Consider the following 17,772-nt stretch of genomic DNA (forward strand, 5'->3'; position numbering starts at 1 on the left):
CTCCCCGGCGGTGCTCCGTGGGGTGATTTTGTTCTTATCCGGGGGGGGGGTGGCGTGGGCGGGGGGGGGTGCCCGGGGGTGGGCGGGGGCGCGCCCCCGGGCGCGGCCCGGGCGGGGGGGGGCCCCCCCGGCCGCCCCCCGCCCCCCCACGCGCCGCTCACGGGTTGGGGCAGGCGAGGTGCGGCTCGACGTCGGCGGCGGCGCCGGCGCCGTAGGCCGCGGAGAGCCGGTCGAGGAACGCCCGCCGCGACAGCGTGTACTCCTGCGGGCCGGCGGCCTCCAGGGCGTGCGCGGCGACGGTGCTGCCGACCTGCGCGGCGCGCTCCAGCGGCAGGCCCCAGGCCGTCGCCGACAGGAAGCCGGAGCGGAACGCGTCGCCGACGCCGGTCGGGTCCACGACGTTCTCGACGGGGACGCAGGGCACGTGCAGGCCCTCCTCCCCCTGCCGGTCGATGACGACGCCCTTGGCGCCGAGGGTGGTGACGCGGATCCCGACCCGGGACAGCACCTCCTCGCCCGACCAGCCGGTCTTCTCCTCGAACAGCGCCTTCTCGTACTCGTTGCTGAACAGGTACGCGGCGCCGTCGAGGAGGCGGCGGACGTCCGCGCCGTCCATCCGGGCGAGCTGCTGGGACGGGTCGGCGGCGAACGGGATGCCGCGCGAGCGGCACTCGTCGGTGTGCCGGAGCATGGCCTCCGGGTCGTTCGCGCTGATCAGCACGAGGTCGAGCCCGCCGACGCGGTCGGCGACCGGGCCGAGCTCGATGGAGCGGGCCTCGCTCATCGCGCCGGTGTAGAAGGAGGCGATCTGGTTCTGGTCCTGGTCGGTGGTGCACAGGAACCGGGCGGTGTGGTGCAGCTCGGACACGTGCACGGAGGCGGTGTCGACGCCGTGCCGGTCCAGCCAGGAGCGGTAGTCGGCGAAGTCGTCGCCGACGGAGCCGACGAGGATGGACTCCTTGCCGAGGCTGCCCATCCCGAAGCAGATGTTCGCGGCGACGCCGCCGCGGCGGATCTCCAGCTCGTCCACCAGGAAGGACAGCGAGACCCGGTCGAGCTGGTCGGGCAGGAGCTGGTCGGAGAACCTTCCGGGGAAGGTCATCAGATGGTCGGTCGCAATGGAGCCAGTCACGGCGATGCGCACGCGTCGCTCTCCTCGTCGTGGTCGTCCGGCTTGTCACCGGCTGTTTCAACCCGGAAAGACTACTTCCCATCGGACCACACGACGCGGCGGGTGCGCATCCCGGCGGGGCGGTCGGGCATGCGAAAGGGGCGGTCCGGACGTGTCCGTCCGGCCGCCCCTCCGCCGGCCCGCGGGCCGGCGGTGCTCCGTCAGTTGAAGGAGTCGCCGCAGGCGCAGGAGCCCGACGCGTTCGGGTTGTCGATCGTGAAGCCCTGCTTCTCGATCGTGTCGACGAAGTCGATGGTGGCGCCGGTGAGGTAGGGCGCGCTCATCCGGTCGACGCGCACGTTCAGCCCGCCGAAGTCCTGGATCTGGTCGCCGTCCATCTCCCGCTCGTCGAAGAAGAGCTGGTAGATCAGGCCGGAGCAGCCGCCCGGCTGCACGGCGACACGCAGCGCAAGGTCGTCGCGGCCCTCCTGCTCGAGCAGGCCCCTGGCCTTCTCGGCGGCGGCGTCGGTGAGGATGACGCCCTGCTGCGTGGTCTCCTGCGTGGTCTCGCCTGAAACCGTCATGTGTTCAGCTCCCGGGTCTCGCTGCGCCGCGATGCGGCGGACTGTCGCTTGTCCTCGAGGACGACTTACGCCTCTTCCCGTAGGACAACGTACCTCGCCACAAGCCCATTCCGCGTATCGCCCATGTTTAACGCCGCGGAGCGGTGCGGCCTACGTCACACCTCCCCCGCCGCGATGGTGTGCCATCATTAGTCGTCAGAGCGACGATAAGTCCCGTCGCAGGAGGGAGACTCCCGTGACCACCCCAGTGCGCGACCTTCCGCTGCTGCTCCTGGGCGAGGGCTCCGACCCGGCCAGCGAGCGCGGCGTGGACTGCCCGGGCGAGCTGCCCGCGGCGTCCGACCCCGCGCTGGTCGAGCGGGCCCGCGCCGCCAAGGCGGCCCTCGGCGACCGGGTGTTCGTCCTCGGCCACCACTACCAGCGCGACGAGGTCATCCAGTTCGCCGACGTCACCGGCGACTCGTTCAAGCTCGCGCAGCAGGCCGCCGCGCGCCCCGAGGCGCCCTACATCGTGTTCTGCGGCGTGCACTTCATGGCCGAGTCCGCCGACATCCTCACCGCGCCGCACCAGAAGGTGATCCTGCCCGACCTCGGCGCCGGCTGCTCCATGGCCGACATGGCGACCTTCGACCAGGTCGAGGACTGCTGGGAGGTGCTGGAGGACGCGGGCGTCGCCGACGACGTCGTCCCGGTCACCTACATGAACTCCTCCGCCGACATCAAGGGCTTCGTCGGCCGGCACGGCGGCGTGGTGTGCACCTCGTCCAACGCCAAGCGCGCCCTCGACTGGGCGTACTCCAAGGGCAAGAAGGTGCTGTTCCTGCCCGACCAGCACCTCGGCCGCAACACCGCCGTCCTGGAGATGGGCTTCTCGCTGGACGACTGCGTCGTCTACAGCCCGCACCGCCGCGAGGGCGGCCTCACCCACGAGCAGCTGCGCGACGCCAAGATGATCCTCTGGCGCGGCCACTGCTCGGTGCACGGCCGGTTCACCAAGGAGTCGGTGGACGAGGTCCGCGCGCGCGTGCCCGGCGTCAACGTGCTCGTCCACCCCGAGTGCCGGCACGAGGTCGTCACGGCCGCCGACCAGATCGGCTCCACCGAGTACATCATCAGGACGATCGAGGCCGCCGACCCCGGCACGTCGTGGGCGGTCGGCACCGAGCTGAACCTCGTCCGGCGCCTCGCGAACGCCCACCCGGACAAGAACGTCATGTTCCTCGACAAGACCGTCTGCTACTGCTCCACGATGAACCGCATCGACCTGCCGCACCTGGTGTGGTCGCTGGAGTCGCTCGTGCGCGGCGAGGTCGAGAACGTGATCACGGTCGACGAGGACACCGCCCGCAACGCCCGAGCCGCCCTCGACCAGATGCTCGCACTGCCTTAACAACCCTGGCCCAGGGGGCTCGCCTGGCGGCTCGCCCCTGACCAGGCTTGGGCGAGCGCGACCTCGCTTCGCGAGCTTCCCGGCTGGGCTCGCCTCCGGCGTCGCCCCGCCGGTCAGATAACGCGCTCGCGCGGTGGTCGAGGCCTTGCCCCGGTCAGATCGCAGAGTTTTCCACCCAGTGGACGAGCAGGTCGTCGTTGCCGGAGAACTCCAGGGCGGAGTCGCCGAGCTTGCGGCGGCCCCACAGGAACAGGAAGACGTCCGAGGCGGCGCCGCGGACGGTCGCGTCGGCGCCGCCGGGGCCGCCGTCCGGGGCGTCGTGGCGGCTCCACTCGAAGCGGTCCGGCAGGAGGCGGAACAGCCAGCGGGAGCCGATGTCGGCGGCGTCGAACGCCAGCACCTCGCCGTCGCCGCGCAGGTTCTCCACCTTCGGCGCGAACGCGGCGGCCCGCTCCAGGTTCTCCAGCAGCTCGTCCGTCCCGTCGGCGGCCGCGTCGGGCGCGACGGCGGGCGTCCGGCCGCAGGCGATCTCCAGGTCGGCGCGGTGCACGGCGGTCTCGAACAGCATCCGCCGGGACCAGAAGCGGACGTGCTGGTCGACGCCCCACGCCCACACGGGCGCGTCCGGGTCGGCCGCCCGCAGGATCTCCAGGAGCCGTCCGGCGCCCTCGGTATACCAGGGCAGGTGGTCGCCCGGCACCACCGGGAACGAGACGCCCAGCTCGCGCAGGCTGAGCCGGCGCGGAGCCCCCACCCGGACGGTGCCGCCCGCCCACCGGTGCATGGCGCCGAGATGGCGGACCAGCTCGGCGACGGACCAGCCGGGGCAGGACGGCACGGGCTCGTCGAGGCCGGCGCCCGCCGCGACCTCCGCGAACGCGGCGGCCTCCGCCTCCAGCGCGGCGCAGTGGCGGGCATGGTCCCAGGGACGTCCGGTCATTACGCCTCCCGCATGAACCGACCGTGGACGTTCAGATCACAGACATACCCCGCATCGGCCCATAGATCAGGGCGTCCCGGAACCGGGTCCGCGGGGGCGGCCCGTCACAGGCCGGGGGCGCCCCACACCGGGAACCAGCGGCCGAGGTCCGCCTCGAACGGCAGGTCGGCGCCGACCGCGCCGCGCACCTGCAGCTCCAGGGCGTTGTCCCGCTTGTCGCCGGGCAGCGGCGCGAACGGGTAGAAGGTGCCGCGCTTGTACAGGTAGACCAGCGCGAGCCGCTGCCCCTCCGGGCCGCGGAAGCCCGCGAGCGAGCACAGCAGGTGCGGGCCGAACCCGCCCGACTCCAGCGTGGAGTTCACCGCGTGCAGGTCGGTGACCAGGTCCGGCAGCTCCTCCGGCGGGTGCGTCGCGAGCAGCCACGTGTACCCGTAGGAGTCGTTGCTGATCTCGACCTTCGGCCCCTCGTCGGCGTCGAGCAGCTCCTGGACGTCGGCCTGGAGCCGCGCGAACGCGCCGCCCTCGGCCGCCCGGAAGCAGACGGAGCCGAGGCCGGTCGGCTTGAACCCGGTCGCGGCCTCCAGCGTGATCGCCGCCGTGGACAGCCCGAAGAGCTGGTCGAGGTCCGGCTTGACCGGCTTGGACCGGCCGAGCAGCGTGTCCAGGAAACCCACGGGTCAGACTCCCCTGCTGAGCTGGTCGGAGATCTTCGACAGCTGCGCGAGCCGCTTGTCCAGCGACGGGTGCGTCGAGAACAGGTGCGAGATCGTGAAGCCCTTGCCGAACGCCGGGGTGAAGAAGAAGGCGTTGAACGCCTGCGCCGAGCGCAGGTCGTTGGTCGGGATCCGGGCGATCTCCCCGGACACCTTGGTCAGCGCGCTGGCCAGCGCGGACGGGCGGCCGGTCAGCAGCGCGGCGGCCCGGTCGGCCGACAGCTCCCGGTAGCGCGACAGCGCCCGGGTGAGCAGGAAGCTGACCGCGTAGGCCACGGCGCTCACCGCGACCACGGCGAGCAGGATCAGGCCGGTGTTCTGGTCGTTGTCGCGGCGGTTGAAGCCGCCCCACAGGCCCCACTCCAGGCCGAAGCGGGTGATCAGGCCGGCGCAGATGCCGAGGAACGAGGCGATCGTCATGACCGCGACGTCCTTGTGCGCGACGTGCGCCATCTCGTGGGCGAGCACGCCCTCCAGCTCGACGGGGTCGAGCCTGCGCAGCAGCCCGGTGGTCACGCAGACCACGGCCTTCTTCTGGTTGCGGCCGGTCGCGAACGCGTTCGGCACGTCGGTGTCGGCGACGGCGACGCGCGGCTTCGGCGCGTCCGACATGGCGCAGATGCGGTCGATCACGCCGTGCAGCTCGGGCGCCTCCTCCGGCGAGACCTCCCGGCCGTGCATGGCGAACATCGTCAGCTTGTCGGAGAAGAAGTACTGCGCGAACAGGAACGCCAGCGCGATGACGAGAGCGATCACCCCGAACTTCGGAGCGATCACGAAGAAGGCCGTCACGAAGACGACGTAGACCAGTCCCAGCAGGAACATGGTCACGAGCATGCGTGACGTCAGCCCCCGGTCGGAGGCGTAACGCGTCGAGGCCATCCGGCAACCCCCAGTTTTCTTTCCCCGATTCACTTGTGAGAACGCGCGAGCCCCGGTTTTTGTGCCAGGCACCCCCGGAGTCCCGCGCGAATCGTCCTGGAGGACGACCGGCCCCTGGCCGCCCGGCGGGGCGGCCAGGGATCTAGTCCGGGATCAGCCCCTCGTCGCCGAGCATGGCGCGCACCTCGTCGATCGCCGCGTCCGCCGGCGGCAGGATGAGCTCGGACGGCGCCAGGCTGTCGGCCGGCAGCGGCTTGCCGACCTTGCGCACGCTCTCCAGCAGGGCGTGCAGCGCGGCGCGGAACGCCGTCTCGTCGCCGGCCTCGATGGCCGACTCGAGTTCGCCGTCGAGGGTGTTGAGCGCGGCCAGGTCGCCGTCGGCGACGTCCAGCTGCCCCTCGCCCATGAGACGGACGATCACTGCGCACCCCCGGGCTGCTGCGGCCACGGGGCCTGCTGCGGGGTGTCGTGCTGCTGCTGCTGGGGCTGCGCGGTGGGCGAGCCCTGGTTCAGCTCCTTGGGCGCCGGGCCCTGGCCGAGTTCGGCCTTCAGCCGCTCCAGCTCGAGGTCGACGCCGGGGCCGGAGCCCATCCGGTCGAGCTCGGCCTGGATGTCGTCGCGGGGGCCGGAGAAGTCCTCGAGCGCGCCGGAGGCGAGCAGCTCGTCGATGGCGCCGGCGCGCGCCTTCATGTTCTCGGTCTTCTCCTCGGCGCGCTGGATGGCCAGGCCGACGTCGCCCATCTCCTCGGAGATGCCGGAGAACGCCTCATTGATCTTGGTCTGCGCCTCGGCGGCGGTGTACGTCGCCTTGATCGTCTCCTTGCGGGTGCGGAAGGAGTCGACCTTGGCCTGCAGCCGCTGGGAGGCGAGCGTGAGCTTCTCCTCCTCGCCCTGCAGCTGCTGGTACTGCGCGCGCAGGTCGTTCAGCTGGGAGTCCAGCCCGGACCGGCGGGTCAGCGCCTCGCGGGCGAGGTCCTCGCGGCCCACCTGCAGCGCCTTCTTGCCCTGGTCCGTCAGCTTGTTCTGCTGCTGCTCGAGCTGGTTGATCTGCAGCTCGAGACGCTTGCGCGAGGTGGCGACGTCGGCGACCCCCCGACGGACCTTCTGCAGCATCTCCAGCTGGCGCTGGTAGGAGTAGTCGAGCGTCTCGCGAGGATCCTCGGCCCGGTCCAGGGCCTTGTTGGCCTTGGCCTTGAAGATCATCGACATTCTTTTCATCACGCTCATCGCGCGGCGCCGGTCCCTTCGTGCTGTGCCTCAGTCGCATACTGGGCTCAATGACCACTGCTGGGGTTCTTATCACCCTACGCGTTAACGCGCGAGGCAGCCACGATGTTCGCAGCCGGTAGGCTGACCCCGTGTTCAAGCGTCGTACCCCGGAAGCCCCGCCGAATCCTCCTCAGGTAGTAACGCCGAAGCCGGGAGGCAAGGGGCGGCCCACGCCGAAGCGGAGCGAGGCCGAGAAGCGCCGCCGCCAGCCGATCACCGCGCCCTCCACGCGCAAGGAGGCGTACAAGAAGGTGCGGGAGCGGCAGGCGGGCGAGCGCGAGCGCGCCCGCGCCGGCATGGCCCGGGGCGACGAGAAGTACCTCCTCAAGCGGGACAAGGGCCCGGTCCGGCGGCTCGCCCGCAACTACGTGGACGCGCGCCGCACCTTCGGCTCGTACCTGATGTACGCGATGTTCGCGATCGTGCTGCTGAGCCTGCTGCCGATCCCGGCGGCCAAGCTGCTGGTGCTGTTCGCGCCGCCGCTGCTGCTGGTCGTGGTGTTCGGCGAGGGCCTGATCCTGAGCCGGGGCGTGAAGAAGCTCGCCGCCGAGCGGCACCCGGACGAGGACACCAAGGGCGTCGGGCTCTACGCGGCGATGCGCGCGATGCAGATCCGCCGGCTGCGGATGCCCGGCCCGCAGGTCAAGATCGGCGAGAAGGACAAGGTCTGACGGGACGCCGCCGGCGCCCCTCGCGCCGCTCGCGTCCCGGGACCGTTCCGCCCGCGGCGCCCCCGCCCGGACCGGCGGCGATCTCCGCCGGGCTAGGGTCGTGGGCATGGAGTTCCGATACCTGGGCCGGAGCGGTCTGAAGATCAGCGAGATCGCGTACGGCAACTGGCTCACCCACGGCTCCCAGGTCGAGGAGGACGCGGCGCGCGCGTGCGTGCGCGCGGCCCTCGACGAGGGGATCACCACCTTCGACACCGCGGACGTCTACGCCGGGACGCGCGCCGAGGAGGTCCTCGGACGCGCCCTGAAGGGGCAGCGCCGCGAGGGGCTGGAGATCTTCACGAAGGTCTACTGGCCCACCGGGCCCGGCGTGAACGACCGGGGCCTGTCCCGCAAGCACATCATGGAGTCGATCAACGGCTCGCTGCGCCGCCTCGGCACCGACTACGTGGACCTCTACCAGGCCCACCGGTTCGACAACGAGACGCCGCTGGAGGAGACCCTCCGCGCGTTCGACGACCTCGTCCGGCAGGGCAAGGTGCTGTACGTCGGCGTGTCGGAGTGGCGGGCCGAGGAGATCGAGCGCGCCCTGAAGATCGCCGACGAGATGGGGTTCGACCGGATCGTGTCGAGCCAGCCGCAGTACTCGATGCTGTGGCGGGTCATCGAGGAGGAGGTCGTCCCGGTGTGCGAGCGCGAGGGGATCGGCCAGATCGTCTGGTCGCCGATCGCGCAGGGCGTGCTGACCGGCAAGTACAAGCCGGGGCAGCCGCTGCCGGAGGGGTCGCGCGCCACCGACGACAAGGGCGGCGCCGACATGATCAAGCGCTACCTGAACGACGACCTGCTGACCCGCGTGCAGAACCTGAAGCCGATCGCCGACGACCTCGGGCTGTCGATGGCGCAGCTGGCGATCGCGTGGACGCTGCAGAACCCGAACGTGTCGGCGGCGATCGTCGGGGCGTCGCGGCCGGAACAGGTCGGCGACAACGTGAAGGCGGCCGGGGTGAAGCTGGACGCCGACGTGCTGAAGCGCATCGACGAGGTGCTCGGCGACGCGGTGATCCGCGACGCGTCCAAGACCGTCAGCCCGCGCACCCGGCCGTGAGCTGAGGCGCGCCGGACGGCGAAGGGGCCGCGGGACGCCCGTCCCGCGGCCCCTTCCGCTCTCCGTGCGGGCCCTTCCGGCCCCGGCGGGCCGTCCGGTGTCACTCCGGGTCGTGCAGGCTCATCTCGTAGACGACGGTCTCGCCGTCCAGCAGCGTCACCTTGTCGACCTCGCCGGCGCGCAGGCCCCGCCAGTTCTCGCCCAGCCAGCTCTCCGCGTCCGACTGGGTGGTGAAGGTCTCCTCGGACGTGCCGACCGTCCGGCCGTCGGCCTTCTCCAAACGCCAGTTCCACGCCATCGCGCTCGACCTCCCTCGTCGCGGGTGAGACTAGCCGTTCCGGTCAGGAGGCGGCCTCGATGGCGCGCCGCAGGGCGTCCGGCGTCTGGGTGTCGGACGAGGCGAGCAGCCGTCCGTTCACCCGGACGGACGGCGTCCCCTGGACGCCGGACGAGATGTACGACCGGCTGACCCGCCCGACGTCCGAGGCGTACCGCTGGCCGGTGACGCAGTTCTTGAAGTCGTCGCCGGTCAGCCCGAGGGGCGCGGCCCAGGCGAGCAGGTCGGAGGTCGCGTACCCCTCGGTGCTCTCGGACGGCTGGTGCGCGTAGAGGGCGTCCTGGTAGGACAGCCAGCGCGCGCCCTCGCGGACGCAGCGCAGCGCGGACGCGGCCCGCGTGGAGTTGCCGTGCTGCGGTTCGGTGCCCTCCCCGAAGATGACCATCGGGTGGAAGACGACCTTCGCCTCGCCCGCGACGGCCACCTGCTTGAGCATCGGGTCGTTGGTGCGGTCGAAGTTGCCGCAGGGCGGGCAGGAGAAGTCCTCGTAGATGTCGACGACCGGGGACGTGACGCCCGGCCTGGCCATGGTGAGGCTGCCGTCGGGGTTCGGGACCGCCTCCGCGCCGCCGGCGATCCGGCCCGCTTGGAAGCCCGTCCCGCCGGAGCCGCCGTCGGCGCGGTCCCCGCCGTCCTTGCCGTCGCCGCTGGTGAGCACGACGACGACGGCGACCGCGATGAGCACGAGCACGAGTCCACCGCCGATCAGCGCGATCAGCAGGCCCGGGCCGCGGCGCGGCGGGGGCGGTGGGCCGGGCCGCCAGGGCGGCCCGCCGGGCGGGGGCACGGTGATCGGCGGCGCCGGCGGGGCGCCCGGCGGCATGGGCGCGGGGCCGTTCGGCGGCACGGGAGGGGGGCCGTAGGGCGGCTGCGGCCCCTGGTCCGGCCAGGGCGGGGTCGGGGGGTTGCCCACCGGGGGTCTCCTTCTGCCGGGAGGTCGTGATCCTTCCAGGTGAGCGTATCCAGGCGGGCCCGTAGAGTTTCGGACCGTTATGGACATCGAACTCCGCGGTATCGCCGCGCCGGGCGGCTGGCCCGGCGACGGGTGCCGCTGCGCGTCCTGCGGGCGGCTCCGGGCCGCCGGGGTGCGGCACGAACCGGTCACCGTGCTCCTCGACGGCGTCCCGGCCGAGGACCTTCCCCGGTCGCGGGTCCCCGGCGGCTTCGACGTGCGGGCCAAAGGCGGCGGCCGGGTGCTGGTGGCGGCCGGACCGGACGCCCGGCCGGAGCCCGTGCCGGACGCGCGCTACGACGCCGTCCTGCTCGATCTGGCGGGCTCTCCCGAGCATCTCGGGTACCTGCGCCGCATCGGCGCGGTGACGGCCGATACGCGCGTCATGGCCGTCCACGTGGACCACCGGATGCCGTCGCCGGCGGAGCTGGAGCGGCGGATGGCGTTCTGGGTCCGGCCGCAGGACGGCCCGTTCCGGACGCTGCTGCTCGGCGGGTCGCGGTCGGGCAAGTCGGCGGAGGCGGAGCTGCGGCTCGCGGGCTGCCCCGACGTCCTCTACGCGGCGACGGGCCCGGTCCGCGACGACGATCCGGAGTGGAGCGCGCGGGTCGAGGCGCACCGGGACCGCCGTCCCGCCTGGTGGCGGACGGCCGAGACGACCGACCTGGCGGGCGTGCTGGCGTCGGCGTCCGGGGCCGTGCTGGTGGACGGGATCGGGACGTGGCTGGCGGCGGCGATGGACGAGGCGGGCGCGTGGGACGACCCGCGGCGGGTGCTGCCGCGCCTGGACGCGCTGGTCGAGGCGTGGCGCGGCACCGCGGCCCGGGTGGTCGCGGTGTCCGACGAGGTCGGGCTGTCGCTGGTGCCCGCGACCCCGTCGGGGCGGGCGTTCCGCGACATGCTCGGGCTAGTGAACCAGCGGCTCGCCGCCGAGTCGGAGGAGGCGGCGCTGGTGGTGGCGGGCCGCGTCCTGGAGCTGCCGTGAGGGGCGCCGGGGCGGGGCCGCGGCTGGCGGTGACGCTGCTCACGGTCGTTCCGCTGCGGACGCCCGAGGTGAACCGGGCCACGGGGCGGGCGGCGATGCTGGCGGCGCCGCTCGTCGGGCTACTCACCGGCGGCGCCGCCGCGCTGGTGCTGCTACTTGGCGGCGCGCTGGACCTGTCCGGCCTGCTCGCCGCGGCGCTCGCGGTGGGCGCGGCGGCGGTGCTCACGCGGGCGCTGCACCTGGACGGCCTCGCCGACCTCGCGGACGGCCTGGGCAGCGGCCGGCCCGCCGAGGACGCGCTGGCGATCATGAAGCGGTCGGACATCGGCCCGTTCGGCGTCGTGACGCTGCTGCTCGTCGTGCTGGTCCAGGTCGCGGCGCTGGCGTCGGCGCCGCACGCGTCGGTCGCCGCGCTGATCGCCGGGGTGACGGGGCGGCTGGCGCTGCCGTGGGCGTGCCGGGAGGGGGTTCCGGCGGCCCGTCCGGGCGGGCTGGGGGCGCTGGTCGCGGGGACCGTCCCGGCGCGCGGCGCGCTCGTCGCGACCGTCGCGGTGCTGGCGGCCGCCGGGGCCGCCGGAGCGGCGTCCGGCGGCCCCGGCGGCGCCCTGCACGGGCTCGCGGCGGTCGTGATCGGCCTGGCCGCCGCGCTGCTGATGCTCCGGCACGCCGTCCGGCGGCTGGGCGGCGTCACCGGCGACGTCCTCGGCGCGCTGGTGGAGATCGCCACGACCGCCGCGCTGCTGGCCCTGGCGGCGCTCCCCTGACGGGTCAGGGGAGCGCCCGGCGGGTCAGGAGGTGAGGGCCCGGCGGGCGTAGGCGCGCACGTCGGCGTCCGGGTCGGACCGGGCGGCCCTCAGCGCCTCGGTGGTCTCGGCCGTGCGCGGCTGGGCCGACAGCGCGATCACGGCGGCCTTGCGGACGTCGAGGTGCGGGTCGTCCAGCGCCTTGATCAGCGGCACGGACGCGGCGCCCGGGCCGGCCCCCGCGAGGCCCCGCGCGGCGCCTGCGCGGACCTGCCACGCCGGGTCGTGCAGCGCCGCGGCCGCGGCCGCGTCCAGCGGCGGCGGGCATCCGACGGCCGCGAGGGCCTCGAAGGCGGCGGCGCGCACGAGGTCGTCGGCGTCGCCGACGAGGCGGCCGAGGACGGCGGCGGACGCCGGGGCGCCGATCGTGCCGAGCCCGTGCGCGACGGCGATCCGCACCTCCCGGGACGCGTCGCCCGCCGCGCGCGCCACCCCGTCCGCCGCGTCGCGTGCGACCAGCCCGCGGACGGCCTGCAGCCGGACGCGGTGGTCGGGGTCGCCGAGCGCGGCGGCGAACACGTCCGCGCCGCCGAGCCGCAGCGCGCGCAGGACGTCCAGGACCGCGGCCCGCACCTGCGCGTCCGGGACGTCCAGGGCACCGCTCAGCGCGTCCCGGACCTCGCCGGTGGCGGGCAGCACCTCGACGAGCTCGCGCAGCGCCGTCGCGGCGGCGTGCCGGACGGAGCCGTGCGCGTCGCCGAGCGCGGTGGCGAGGGCCCCGGCGACGCCGTCCGGGGCGACCTCGGTGAGGGTGGCGACGGCGGCGCGCCGCACCTTCGGGTCGGGGTCGGACAGGTAGGCGGCGACGGCGCCGACGTCCGGTTCGGTCTCGGCGAGCCGCTGCAGCTCCAGGAGCCGCGGGGACCGCCCGACCGCGGCCGCCTGACGGGCCCCCTCGGCCGGGCGGGCCGCGACCGCGACCCGCCCGGCGGACGCCGCGCCGAGGACCTGCGGCTCGGCGCCCTCCGGGACGGTGAACTCCTCGACGGGCACGAGGTACGGGGCGACCGGCCGCTTGACGAACTCCATCGCGCCGTCGTCGCGGCGCCGCAGGTTGAGGTGGAACATCCACTCCGCGTCGTCGCGCTCGGGCAGGTCGGCGCGGTCGTGGTAGAGGCCCCAGCGGCTCTCGGTGCGGGCGAGGGACGACCGGGCGGCCATCTCGGCGCAGTCGCGGATGAAGGTCACCTCGGCGCAGCGCATCAGCTCGTGCGGGGTCCGCGCGCCCATCGCGGCGATCTCGGTCTCCATCCGCGCGAACGTCTCGACGGCGATGTCCAGCCTGGTCCGCGTCTTCGGCGGCGCGACGTAGTCGTTGACGAACCGGCGCAGCTTGTACTCGACCTGCGGCTGCGGCGGGCCGTCGGGGTTGCGCAGCGGGCGGTAGATCAGCTCGTGCGCGGCGCGGATCTGGTCCTCGGGCAGCGCGTCCGGCCCGCCCCGGTCGGCGGGCAGGTGCGCGGACGCGTGCGCGCCCGCGAGGTCGCCGAACACGAACGCGCCGATCATGTAGTTGTGCGGCACGCACGCCAGGTCGCCCGCCGCGTACAGGCCGGGGACGGTGGTGCGGGCGTTCTCGTCCACCCAGACGCCGGACGCCGAGTGCCCGCCGCACAGCCCGATCTCGGAGATGTGCATCTCCACGTCGTGCGTGCGGTAGTCGTGGCCGCGGCCCGCGTGGAACGTGCCGCGCGTCGGCCGCTCGGTGGTGTGCAGGATGCCTTCGAGCGCGGTCAGCGTCTCGTCCGGCAGGTGCGTGAGCTTGAGGTAGATCGGCCCGCGCGCGGAGTCGATCTCCCGTTTGACCTCGGACATCATCTGCCCGGACCAGTAGTCGCAGTCGACGAACCGGGTGCCCTCGGCGTTGACCTGGTACCCGCCGAAGGGGTTGGCGACGTACGCGCAGGCGGGCCCGTTGTAGTCCTTGATCAGCGGGTTGATCTGGAAGCACTCGATGCCGCTCAGCTCGGCGCCCGCGTGGTAGGCCATCGCGTAGCCGTCGCCCGCGTTGGTCGGGTTCTCGTACGTCCCGTACAGGTAGCCGGACGCGGGCAGGCCGAGCCGCCCGCACGCGCCGGTCGCCAGGATCACCGCACCTGCCGACACGGTGACGAACTCGCCGCTGCGGGTGTCGAACCCCACCGCGCCGACGGCGCGCCCGCCCGACGTCAGGACCCGCACCGGCATCACGCGGTTCTCGATCGTCACCTTCTCCCGGATGGAGCGCTGCCGCAGCACCCGGTAGAGCACCTTCTTGACGTCCTTGCCCTCCGGCATCGGCAGCACGTAGGAGCCGGAGCGGTGGACGCGGCGCACCGCGTACTCGCCGTGCTCGTCCTTCTCGAACTTCACGCCGTACTTCTCGAGCCGCTTCACCATCGCGAACCCGCGCGTGGCGGTCTGGTGGACGGTCCGCTGGTTCACGATGCCGTCGTTGGCGCGGGTGATCTCGGCGACGTAGTCCTCCGGCGTCGCCTTGCCCGGGATGACCGCGTTGTTCACGCCGTCCATGCCCATGGCGAGCGCCCCGGAGTGCCGGACGTGCGCCTTCTCCAGCAGCAGCACGGACGCGCCGTGCTCGGCCGCGGTGATCGCGGCCATCGTCCCGGCGGTGCCGCCGCCGATCACCAGCACGTCGGCGGCCAGCTCGCGCCGCTCGGTCGCGGCGGGGGTCTCCATCACACGGTCTCCTTCGTCTCGGTCTCCCGCGCGCCGGTCTCCAGTGCGTCGGCGTCCCGCGTGCCGGTCCCCTGTGCGCCGGTCTCCTGTGCGCCGGGACGCGCGCCCAGCGCTGCGAGGACCTCCTCGCGGGGGGCGCGCGCCGGGAACCGCGCGGTGACGCCGCCCGCGCCGAGCACGGCGATCCGGTGGCCGATCAGCAGCGCCTCGTCCACGTCGTGGGTGACGAACACGACGGTCGCGGGCGCGTCGGCGATCACGTCGAGGAGCAGCCGCTGCATGCTCGCGCGGGTCTGCGCGTCGAGCGCGCCGAACGGCTCGTCCATGAGGATCGCGCGGGGCCCGGCGGCGAGCGTCCGGGCGAGCTGGACGCGCTGGCGCATCCCGCCGGACAGCTCGCGCGGCAGCAGCCCGGCGGCGTCGCCGAGGCCGACCCGGGCCAGCCAGCGGTCCGCCGCCGCGCGCCGCGCGGCCCGCCGCACGCCGCGCAGCGACAGCGCCAGCTCGACGTTGCGGCGCGCGGTCCGCCACGGCAGCAGCGCGTCGTCCTGGAACATCAGCGCCCGGTCGGCGGACGGCCCGGTGACGGGCTCGCCGCCGGCGAGGACGCGCCCGGACGCGGCGGGCAGCAGCCCGGCGAACGCGCGCAGCAGCGTCGACTTCCCGCAGCCGGACGGGCCGAGCACGGCGAGGATCTCGCCGGCCTCGGCGGTGAGGTCGAGGCCGGTCACGACGGGGCGGCCGCCGTAGGCGAGCGTCACGCCCTCGGCCCGCAGCTCGATCGCGCCGCCGGCGCCGCGCGGGGACGCGGGTCCCCGCGCGCTCCGGTCCGCTTCGCCCGTCATGAGCGCCCCTCCCTCGGCAGCCAGCGGGTCAGCCGGCGGCCGGTCAGCTCCACCGCGGCGGAGGTGAGGTAGCCGAGCAGCCCGATGGTGGCCATCCCGACGAGCACGCCGGGGTAGTCGACGATCGTGTACGCCTGCCAGGTCCGGTAGCCGACGCCGAAGTCGCCGGAGATCATCTCGGCGGAGATCACGCAGATCCACGCGACGCCCATCCCGATGGACAGGCCGCCGAACACGCCGGGCAGGATCCCCGGCAGCACGACCCCGGACAGCACGCGGATGCGGCTGCCGCCGAGCGTGCGGACGGCGTCCTCCCACACGAGCGGGAGGGCCTTCACCGCGTGCCGGGTGCCGACGAGGACGGGGAAGAACGCGGCGGCGAAGGTGATGAACACGATGCCCTGCTCGTTCGCGGGGAACAGCAGGATCGCGACCGGCACCAGCGCGATCGCCGGGATCGGCCGGGCCACCTCGAACAGCGGCTGCAGCAGGTCGCCCGCCCACCGGGACCGGGCGGTGGCGACGCCCGCGGCGACGCCGAGGACGGCGGCGAGCGCGAACCCGGTGAGGATGCGGACGAGGCTCTGCGCGACGTCCTGCCAGTACTGGGCGTGCTCGACCTGCCGGCCGAACTCCCGCAGGACGTCGGCCGGGCCGGGGAACCGGTCGAACCGGACCCACAGCCGGACGTTCGCCGCGGTCAGGAGCTGCCACACCGCGAGCGCGGCCAGGAGGGACGCGGCGCGGACGGGCCAGCGCAGGAGGCCGCTCACGCGCTCTTCACCGCCTCGTCGTAGGTGACGACCTCGGCGCCGGAGTGCGCGGCGATGTACTTCCGCGCGCCCTCGTCCGTGGCGAACGGCTTGAACCTCTCCCCCGCCTTGGCCGACGGGTCCTCGACCCAGACGTCCTTGTCGGCGAACCAGCGGGTGCCGGTCGTGGCGTCCGGGATGTAGGCGGCCCTGAGCCGCTTGCCCTGGCTCTGGAGCGCGCGCACGTTCTTCAGCAGGCAGACCGGGCCGGCCACCGGACGCGTCCTCTCCTCGCCCTGCACCCACACCTCGCCGGCGGTCTTCGGATCGTCCACCTGGGTCCTGCACACCTCGTCGGTCCCGGTGATGGCGGCGGGGTTGGCGGTGGACGCGGCGTCGTGGTCGTAGGACGCGCCGTACGCCTTCCTGATGTAGGTGTCGTTGATGAAGGGCCCGACTTCGAGCGGCGTCTGGATGACCCCGATGGACTTCAGGAACGGGACGTCGTGCACGAACGCGTCCTTCAGCCCCTGCTTGATGGTCGGGTCGAACGTGGCGACGCCGCCCGCGCCGTTGTAGAGGTAGACGGTCTCGGCGGGCAGCCCGGTGGTGGACGCCACCGACTCGGCCGCCGCCAGCGGGTGCGCGTGCAGGTAGTCGGTCGCATCGATCTGCGCGCGCAGGAACGCGTCCAGCACCTTGCCGTTCTTCTTGGCGAACTGGTCGCGCACCACCACGCCGTGGAACGTCGGAACGTCGAGCTGGCCGCCGTCGTACAGCAGCCGCGCCTGCCCCTTGTCGACCAGCAGGCCGGGCCACGCGACGAACTGCGCGAACGCCGCCGCGCTGCCCGCCTGCAACGCCGAGGCGCCGACCGTGGGCTGCTGGTTCTCGACCTTGACGTCCTTGCCGGGATCCAGCCCGTACTTGCGGGCCGCCTGGACGAACGTGCCGTGGCCCGCCGAGCCGACGCTCGTCGAGACCGTCTTCCCCTTGAGGTCGCGCAGCGTCCTCGCCTTCGAGCCGGGGGCGACGACGACGCCGTTCAGCGAGCCGCGCATGTTGTAGCCGGTCACCGACACCCAGGAGGTCTTCGCGTCGCCGCCCTGGGCCTGCGCCCGCGAGCCGTTGATCAGCAGCGGGTAGTCGCCCATCGAGCCGATGTCGATCTTCCCGGCGAGCATCTGCGCGGTGATGGGCGCGCCGGTGTCGTAGTCGCGCCACGCCACCGAGTACTTTGTGCCGTCCTGCTTCCCGAGCGCCTTCAGCCGCTTCTCGAAGTAGCCGAGCGAGCGCAGCAGCGTCCCGGCGGTGACGGTGTTGATGGTCTTGGACTGGTACCCCACGACGATCTGCCCCGACCCTCCGCCGTCGGCGGCGTTCCCGGCCACGGTGCAGCCGGCCAGGAGCGGGAGGAGGGCGGCGCCCGCCGCCAGGGTCCCCTTCATAGCGTTCTTCGGTCGCATCGCGTTCTTCGCTTGCGTCGCGTTCATCGGTCGGGTCCTCAGCGCAGCAGGTACGGCATGTCGATGGTCACGGCCCCGGTCGGGCAGCGGTCGGCGCACGGCCCGCAGTACCAGCACTCGTCCACGTGCATGTACGCCTTGCCGGTCTCCGGGTGGACCGCGAGGGCGTCCAGCGGGCAGACGTCGATGCACAGCGTGCAGCCGTCGATGCAGAGCGCCTCGTCCACCGTCACGGGGACGTCGGCGCGGTTCTCCACGAGGGACATGGGTTCTCCAGTGGTGTGC

General features: G+C 73.5%; 19 protein-coding genes. 5 read left to right on the top strand and 14 right to left on the bottom strand.

What is annotated here, in order from left to right; translation table 11 throughout:
* Positions 1-157: 157 nt before the first annotated feature.
* Together ABT299_RS36535 and ABT299_RS36540 are read right to left on the bottom strand one after the other, a co-directional pair.
* Complete coding sequence (locus tag ABT299_RS36535; RefSeq protein ID WP_190868583.1) at positions 158-1,144, bottom strand: PfkB family carbohydrate kinase; 987 nt, start codon at positions 1,142-1,144, stop codon at positions 158-160.
* Positions 1,145-1,332: 188 nt separating this feature from the next.
* Positions 1,333-1,695, bottom strand: a complete 363-nt coding sequence (locus ABT299_RS36540) for a HesB/IscA family protein (RefSeq protein ID WP_190868582.1) — start codon at positions 1,693-1,695, stop codon at positions 1,333-1,335.
* A gap of 235 nt (positions 1,696-1,930) precedes the next feature.
* Here ABT299_RS36540 and nadA point away from each other — a divergent pair, with 235 nt between their 5' ends.
* The gene (nadA, locus tag ABT299_RS36545; protein WP_190868581.1) at positions 1,931-3,085 is read left to right on the top strand and encodes a quinolinate synthase NadA; all 1,155 of its coding nucleotides are present in this window, start codon (positions 1,931-1,933) and stop codon (positions 3,083-3,085) included.
* Between the two features lie 154 nt (positions 3,086-3,239).
* Here the strand turns inward: nadA and ABT299_RS36550 are convergent, their stop codons facing one another.
* The 5 genes from ABT299_RS36550 to ABT299_RS36570 form a co-directional block, all read right to left on the bottom strand.
* Positions 3,240-4,025, bottom strand: coding sequence for a maleylpyruvate isomerase family mycothiol-dependent enzyme (locus ABT299_RS36550; RefSeq protein WP_387028893.1), 786 nt, complete (start codon positions 4,023-4,025; stop codon positions 3,240-3,242).
* Between the two features lie 104 nt (positions 4,026-4,129).
* Entirely contained in the window at positions 4,130-4,699 is a 570-nt protein-coding gene (gene pspAB / locus ABT299_RS36555) for a PspA-associated protein PspAB (RefSeq protein WP_190868579.1), read from the bottom strand.
* A gap of 3 nt (positions 4,700-4,702) precedes the next feature.
* Positions 4,703-5,620, bottom strand: coding sequence for a zinc metalloprotease HtpX (htpX, locus tag ABT299_RS36560; protein ID WP_190868578.1), 918 nt, complete (start codon positions 5,618-5,620; stop codon positions 4,703-4,705).
* A 142-nt stretch (positions 5,621-5,762) separates the two neighbouring features.
* Positions 5,763-6,041, bottom strand: a complete 279-nt coding sequence (pspAA, locus tag ABT299_RS36565) for a PspA-associated protein PspAA (protein ID WP_190868577.1) — start codon at positions 6,039-6,041, stop codon at positions 5,763-5,765.
* The gene (locus tag ABT299_RS36570) at positions 6,038-6,847 is read right to left on the bottom strand and encodes a PspA/IM30 family protein (RefSeq protein ID WP_208245377.1); all 810 of its coding nucleotides are present in this window, start codon (positions 6,845-6,847) and stop codon (positions 6,038-6,040) included. The genes pspAA and ABT299_RS36570 overlap by 4 nt, the downstream gene beginning before the upstream one ends.
* Before the next feature lie 131 nt (positions 6,848-6,978).
* Between ABT299_RS36570 and ABT299_RS36575 the strand changes: the two genes are divergently transcribed.
* Both ABT299_RS36575 and ABT299_RS36580 read left to right on the top strand, forming a co-directional pair.
* A complete protein-coding gene (locus ABT299_RS36575; protein ID WP_190868576.1) occupies positions 6,979-7,560 on the top strand; it encodes a DUF3043 domain-containing protein in 582 nt (193 codons plus the stop codon).
* Positions 7,561-7,666: 106 nt separating this feature from the next.
* Complete coding sequence (locus ABT299_RS36580) at positions 7,667-8,668, top strand: aldo/keto reductase family protein (RefSeq protein ID WP_387028890.1); 1,002 nt, start codon at positions 7,667-7,669, stop codon at positions 8,666-8,668.
* Between the two features lie 100 nt (positions 8,669-8,768).
* Here the strand turns inward: ABT299_RS36580 and ABT299_RS36585 are convergent, their stop codons facing one another.
* Both ABT299_RS36585 and ABT299_RS36590 read right to left on the bottom strand, forming a co-directional pair.
* Complete coding sequence (locus tag ABT299_RS36585; RefSeq protein WP_190868574.1) at positions 8,769-8,966, bottom strand: hypothetical protein; 198 nt, start codon at positions 8,964-8,966, stop codon at positions 8,769-8,771.
* A gap of 43 nt (positions 8,967-9,009) precedes the next feature.
* Complete coding sequence (locus ABT299_RS36590; RefSeq protein ID WP_500253535.1) at positions 9,010-9,918, bottom strand: DsbA family protein; 909 nt, start codon at positions 9,916-9,918, stop codon at positions 9,010-9,012.
* A 79-nt stretch (positions 9,919-9,997) separates the two neighbouring features.
* On the opposite strand from ABT299_RS36590, the gene ABT299_RS36595 reads away from it, so the two are divergent.
* Entirely contained in the window at positions 9,998-10,942 is a 945-nt protein-coding gene (locus ABT299_RS36595; RefSeq protein WP_500253536.1) for a bifunctional adenosylcobinamide kinase/adenosylcobinamide-phosphate guanylyltransferase, read from the top strand.
* Positions 10,939-11,706: an adenosylcobinamide-GDP ribazoletransferase gene (locus tag ABT299_RS36600; protein WP_500253537.1), complete on the top strand. Its 768-nt coding sequence runs from the start codon at positions 10,939-10,941 to the stop codon at positions 11,704-11,706. The genes ABT299_RS36595 and ABT299_RS36600 overlap by 4 nt, the downstream gene beginning before the upstream one ends.
* Before the next feature lie 24 nt (positions 11,707-11,730).
* Here ABT299_RS36600 and ABT299_RS36605 read toward each other — a convergent pair whose 3' ends face one another.
* Genes ABT299_RS36605 through ABT299_RS36625 form a run of 5 tightly spaced genes read right to left on the bottom strand, consistent with a single transcriptional unit; the run spans position 11,731 to position 17,753 of the window.
* Positions 11,731-14,424 carry a fumarate reductase/succinate dehydrogenase flavoprotein subunit gene (locus ABT299_RS36605; protein WP_500253538.1) on the bottom strand — a complete coding sequence of 898 codons (2,694 nt, stop codon included), beginning with the start codon at positions 14,422-14,424 and terminating at the stop codon, positions 11,731-11,733.
* On the bottom strand, positions 14,424-15,269 hold the full coding sequence (locus ABT299_RS36610; RefSeq protein WP_500253539.1) for an ABC transporter ATP-binding protein: 846 nt from the start codon (positions 15,267-15,269) through the stop codon (positions 14,424-14,426). The genes ABT299_RS36605 and ABT299_RS36610 overlap by 1 nt, the downstream gene beginning before the upstream one ends.
* Positions 15,266-16,042 (bottom strand): ABC transporter permease, encoded by a 777-nt coding sequence (locus tag ABT299_RS36615; protein ID WP_500253540.1) that lies wholly within the window; start codon positions 16,040-16,042, stop codon positions 15,266-15,268. Before ABT299_RS36615 ends, ABT299_RS36610 begins: the two co-directional genes overlap by 4 nt.
* Positions 16,039-17,514, bottom strand: coding sequence for an ABC transporter substrate-binding protein (locus ABT299_RS36620; protein ID WP_500253541.1), 1,476 nt, complete (start codon positions 17,512-17,514; stop codon positions 16,039-16,041). The genes ABT299_RS36615 and ABT299_RS36620 overlap by 4 nt, the downstream gene beginning before the upstream one ends.
* Positions 17,515-17,525: 11 nt before the next feature.
* Positions 17,526-17,753: a 4Fe-4S dicluster domain-containing protein gene (locus tag ABT299_RS36625; RefSeq protein WP_151593689.1), complete on the bottom strand. Its 228-nt coding sequence runs from the start codon at positions 17,751-17,753 to the stop codon at positions 17,526-17,528.
* Between the last annotated feature and the right edge of the window lie 19 nt (positions 17,754-17,772).

It is taken from the genome of Spirillospora sp. NPDC000708, assembly GCF_040299565.1.
Taxonomy (GTDB): domain Bacteria; phylum Actinomycetota; class Actinomycetes; order Streptosporangiales; family Streptosporangiaceae; genus Spirillospora.

What these genes read in the sequence shown, in the direction of transcription:
- ABT299_RS36610 (WP_500253539.1), bottom strand. Translation starts at nt 15,269, where the DNA reads ATGACGGGCGAAGCGGACCGGAGCGCGCGGGGACCCGCGTCCCCGCGC.
- ABT299_RS36580 (WP_387028890.1), top strand. Translation starts at nt 7,667, where the DNA reads ATGGAGTTCCGATACCTGGGCCGGAGCGGTCTGAAGATCAGCGAGATC.
- htpX (WP_190868578.1), bottom strand. Translation starts at nt 5,620, where the DNA reads ATGGCCTCGACGCGTTACGCCTCCGACCGGGGGCTGACGTCACGCATG.
- ABT299_RS36585 (WP_190868574.1), bottom strand. Translation starts at nt 8,966, where the DNA reads ATGGCGTGGAACTGGCGTTTGGAGAAGGCCGACGGCCGGACGGTCGGC.
- ABT299_RS36570 (WP_208245377.1), bottom strand. Translation starts at nt 6,847, where the DNA reads ATGAGCGTGATGAAAAGAATGTCGATGATCTTCAAGGCCAAGGCCAAC.
- ABT299_RS36625 (WP_151593689.1), bottom strand. Translation starts at nt 17,753, where the DNA reads ATGTCCCTCGTGGAGAACCGCGCCGACGTCCCCGTGACGGTGGACGAG.
- ABT299_RS36550 (WP_387028893.1), bottom strand. Translation starts at nt 4,025, where the DNA reads ATGACCGGACGTCCCTGGGACCATGCCCGCCACTGCGCCGCGCTGGAG.
- ABT299_RS36605 (WP_500253538.1), bottom strand. Translation starts at nt 14,424, where the DNA reads ATGGAGACCCCCGCCGCGACCGAGCGGCGCGAGCTGGCCGCCGACGTG.
- ABT299_RS36595 (WP_500253536.1), top strand. Translation starts at nt 9,998, where the DNA reads ATGGACATCGAACTCCGCGGTATCGCCGCGCCGGGCGGCTGGCCCGGC.
- ABT299_RS36620 (WP_500253541.1), bottom strand. Translation starts at nt 17,514, where the DNA reads ATGAACGCGACGCAAGCGAAGAACGCGATGCGACCGAAGAACGCTATG.
- ABT299_RS36540 (WP_190868582.1), bottom strand. Translation starts at nt 1,695, where the DNA reads ATGACGGTTTCAGGCGAGACCACGCAGGAGACCACGCAGCAGGGCGTC.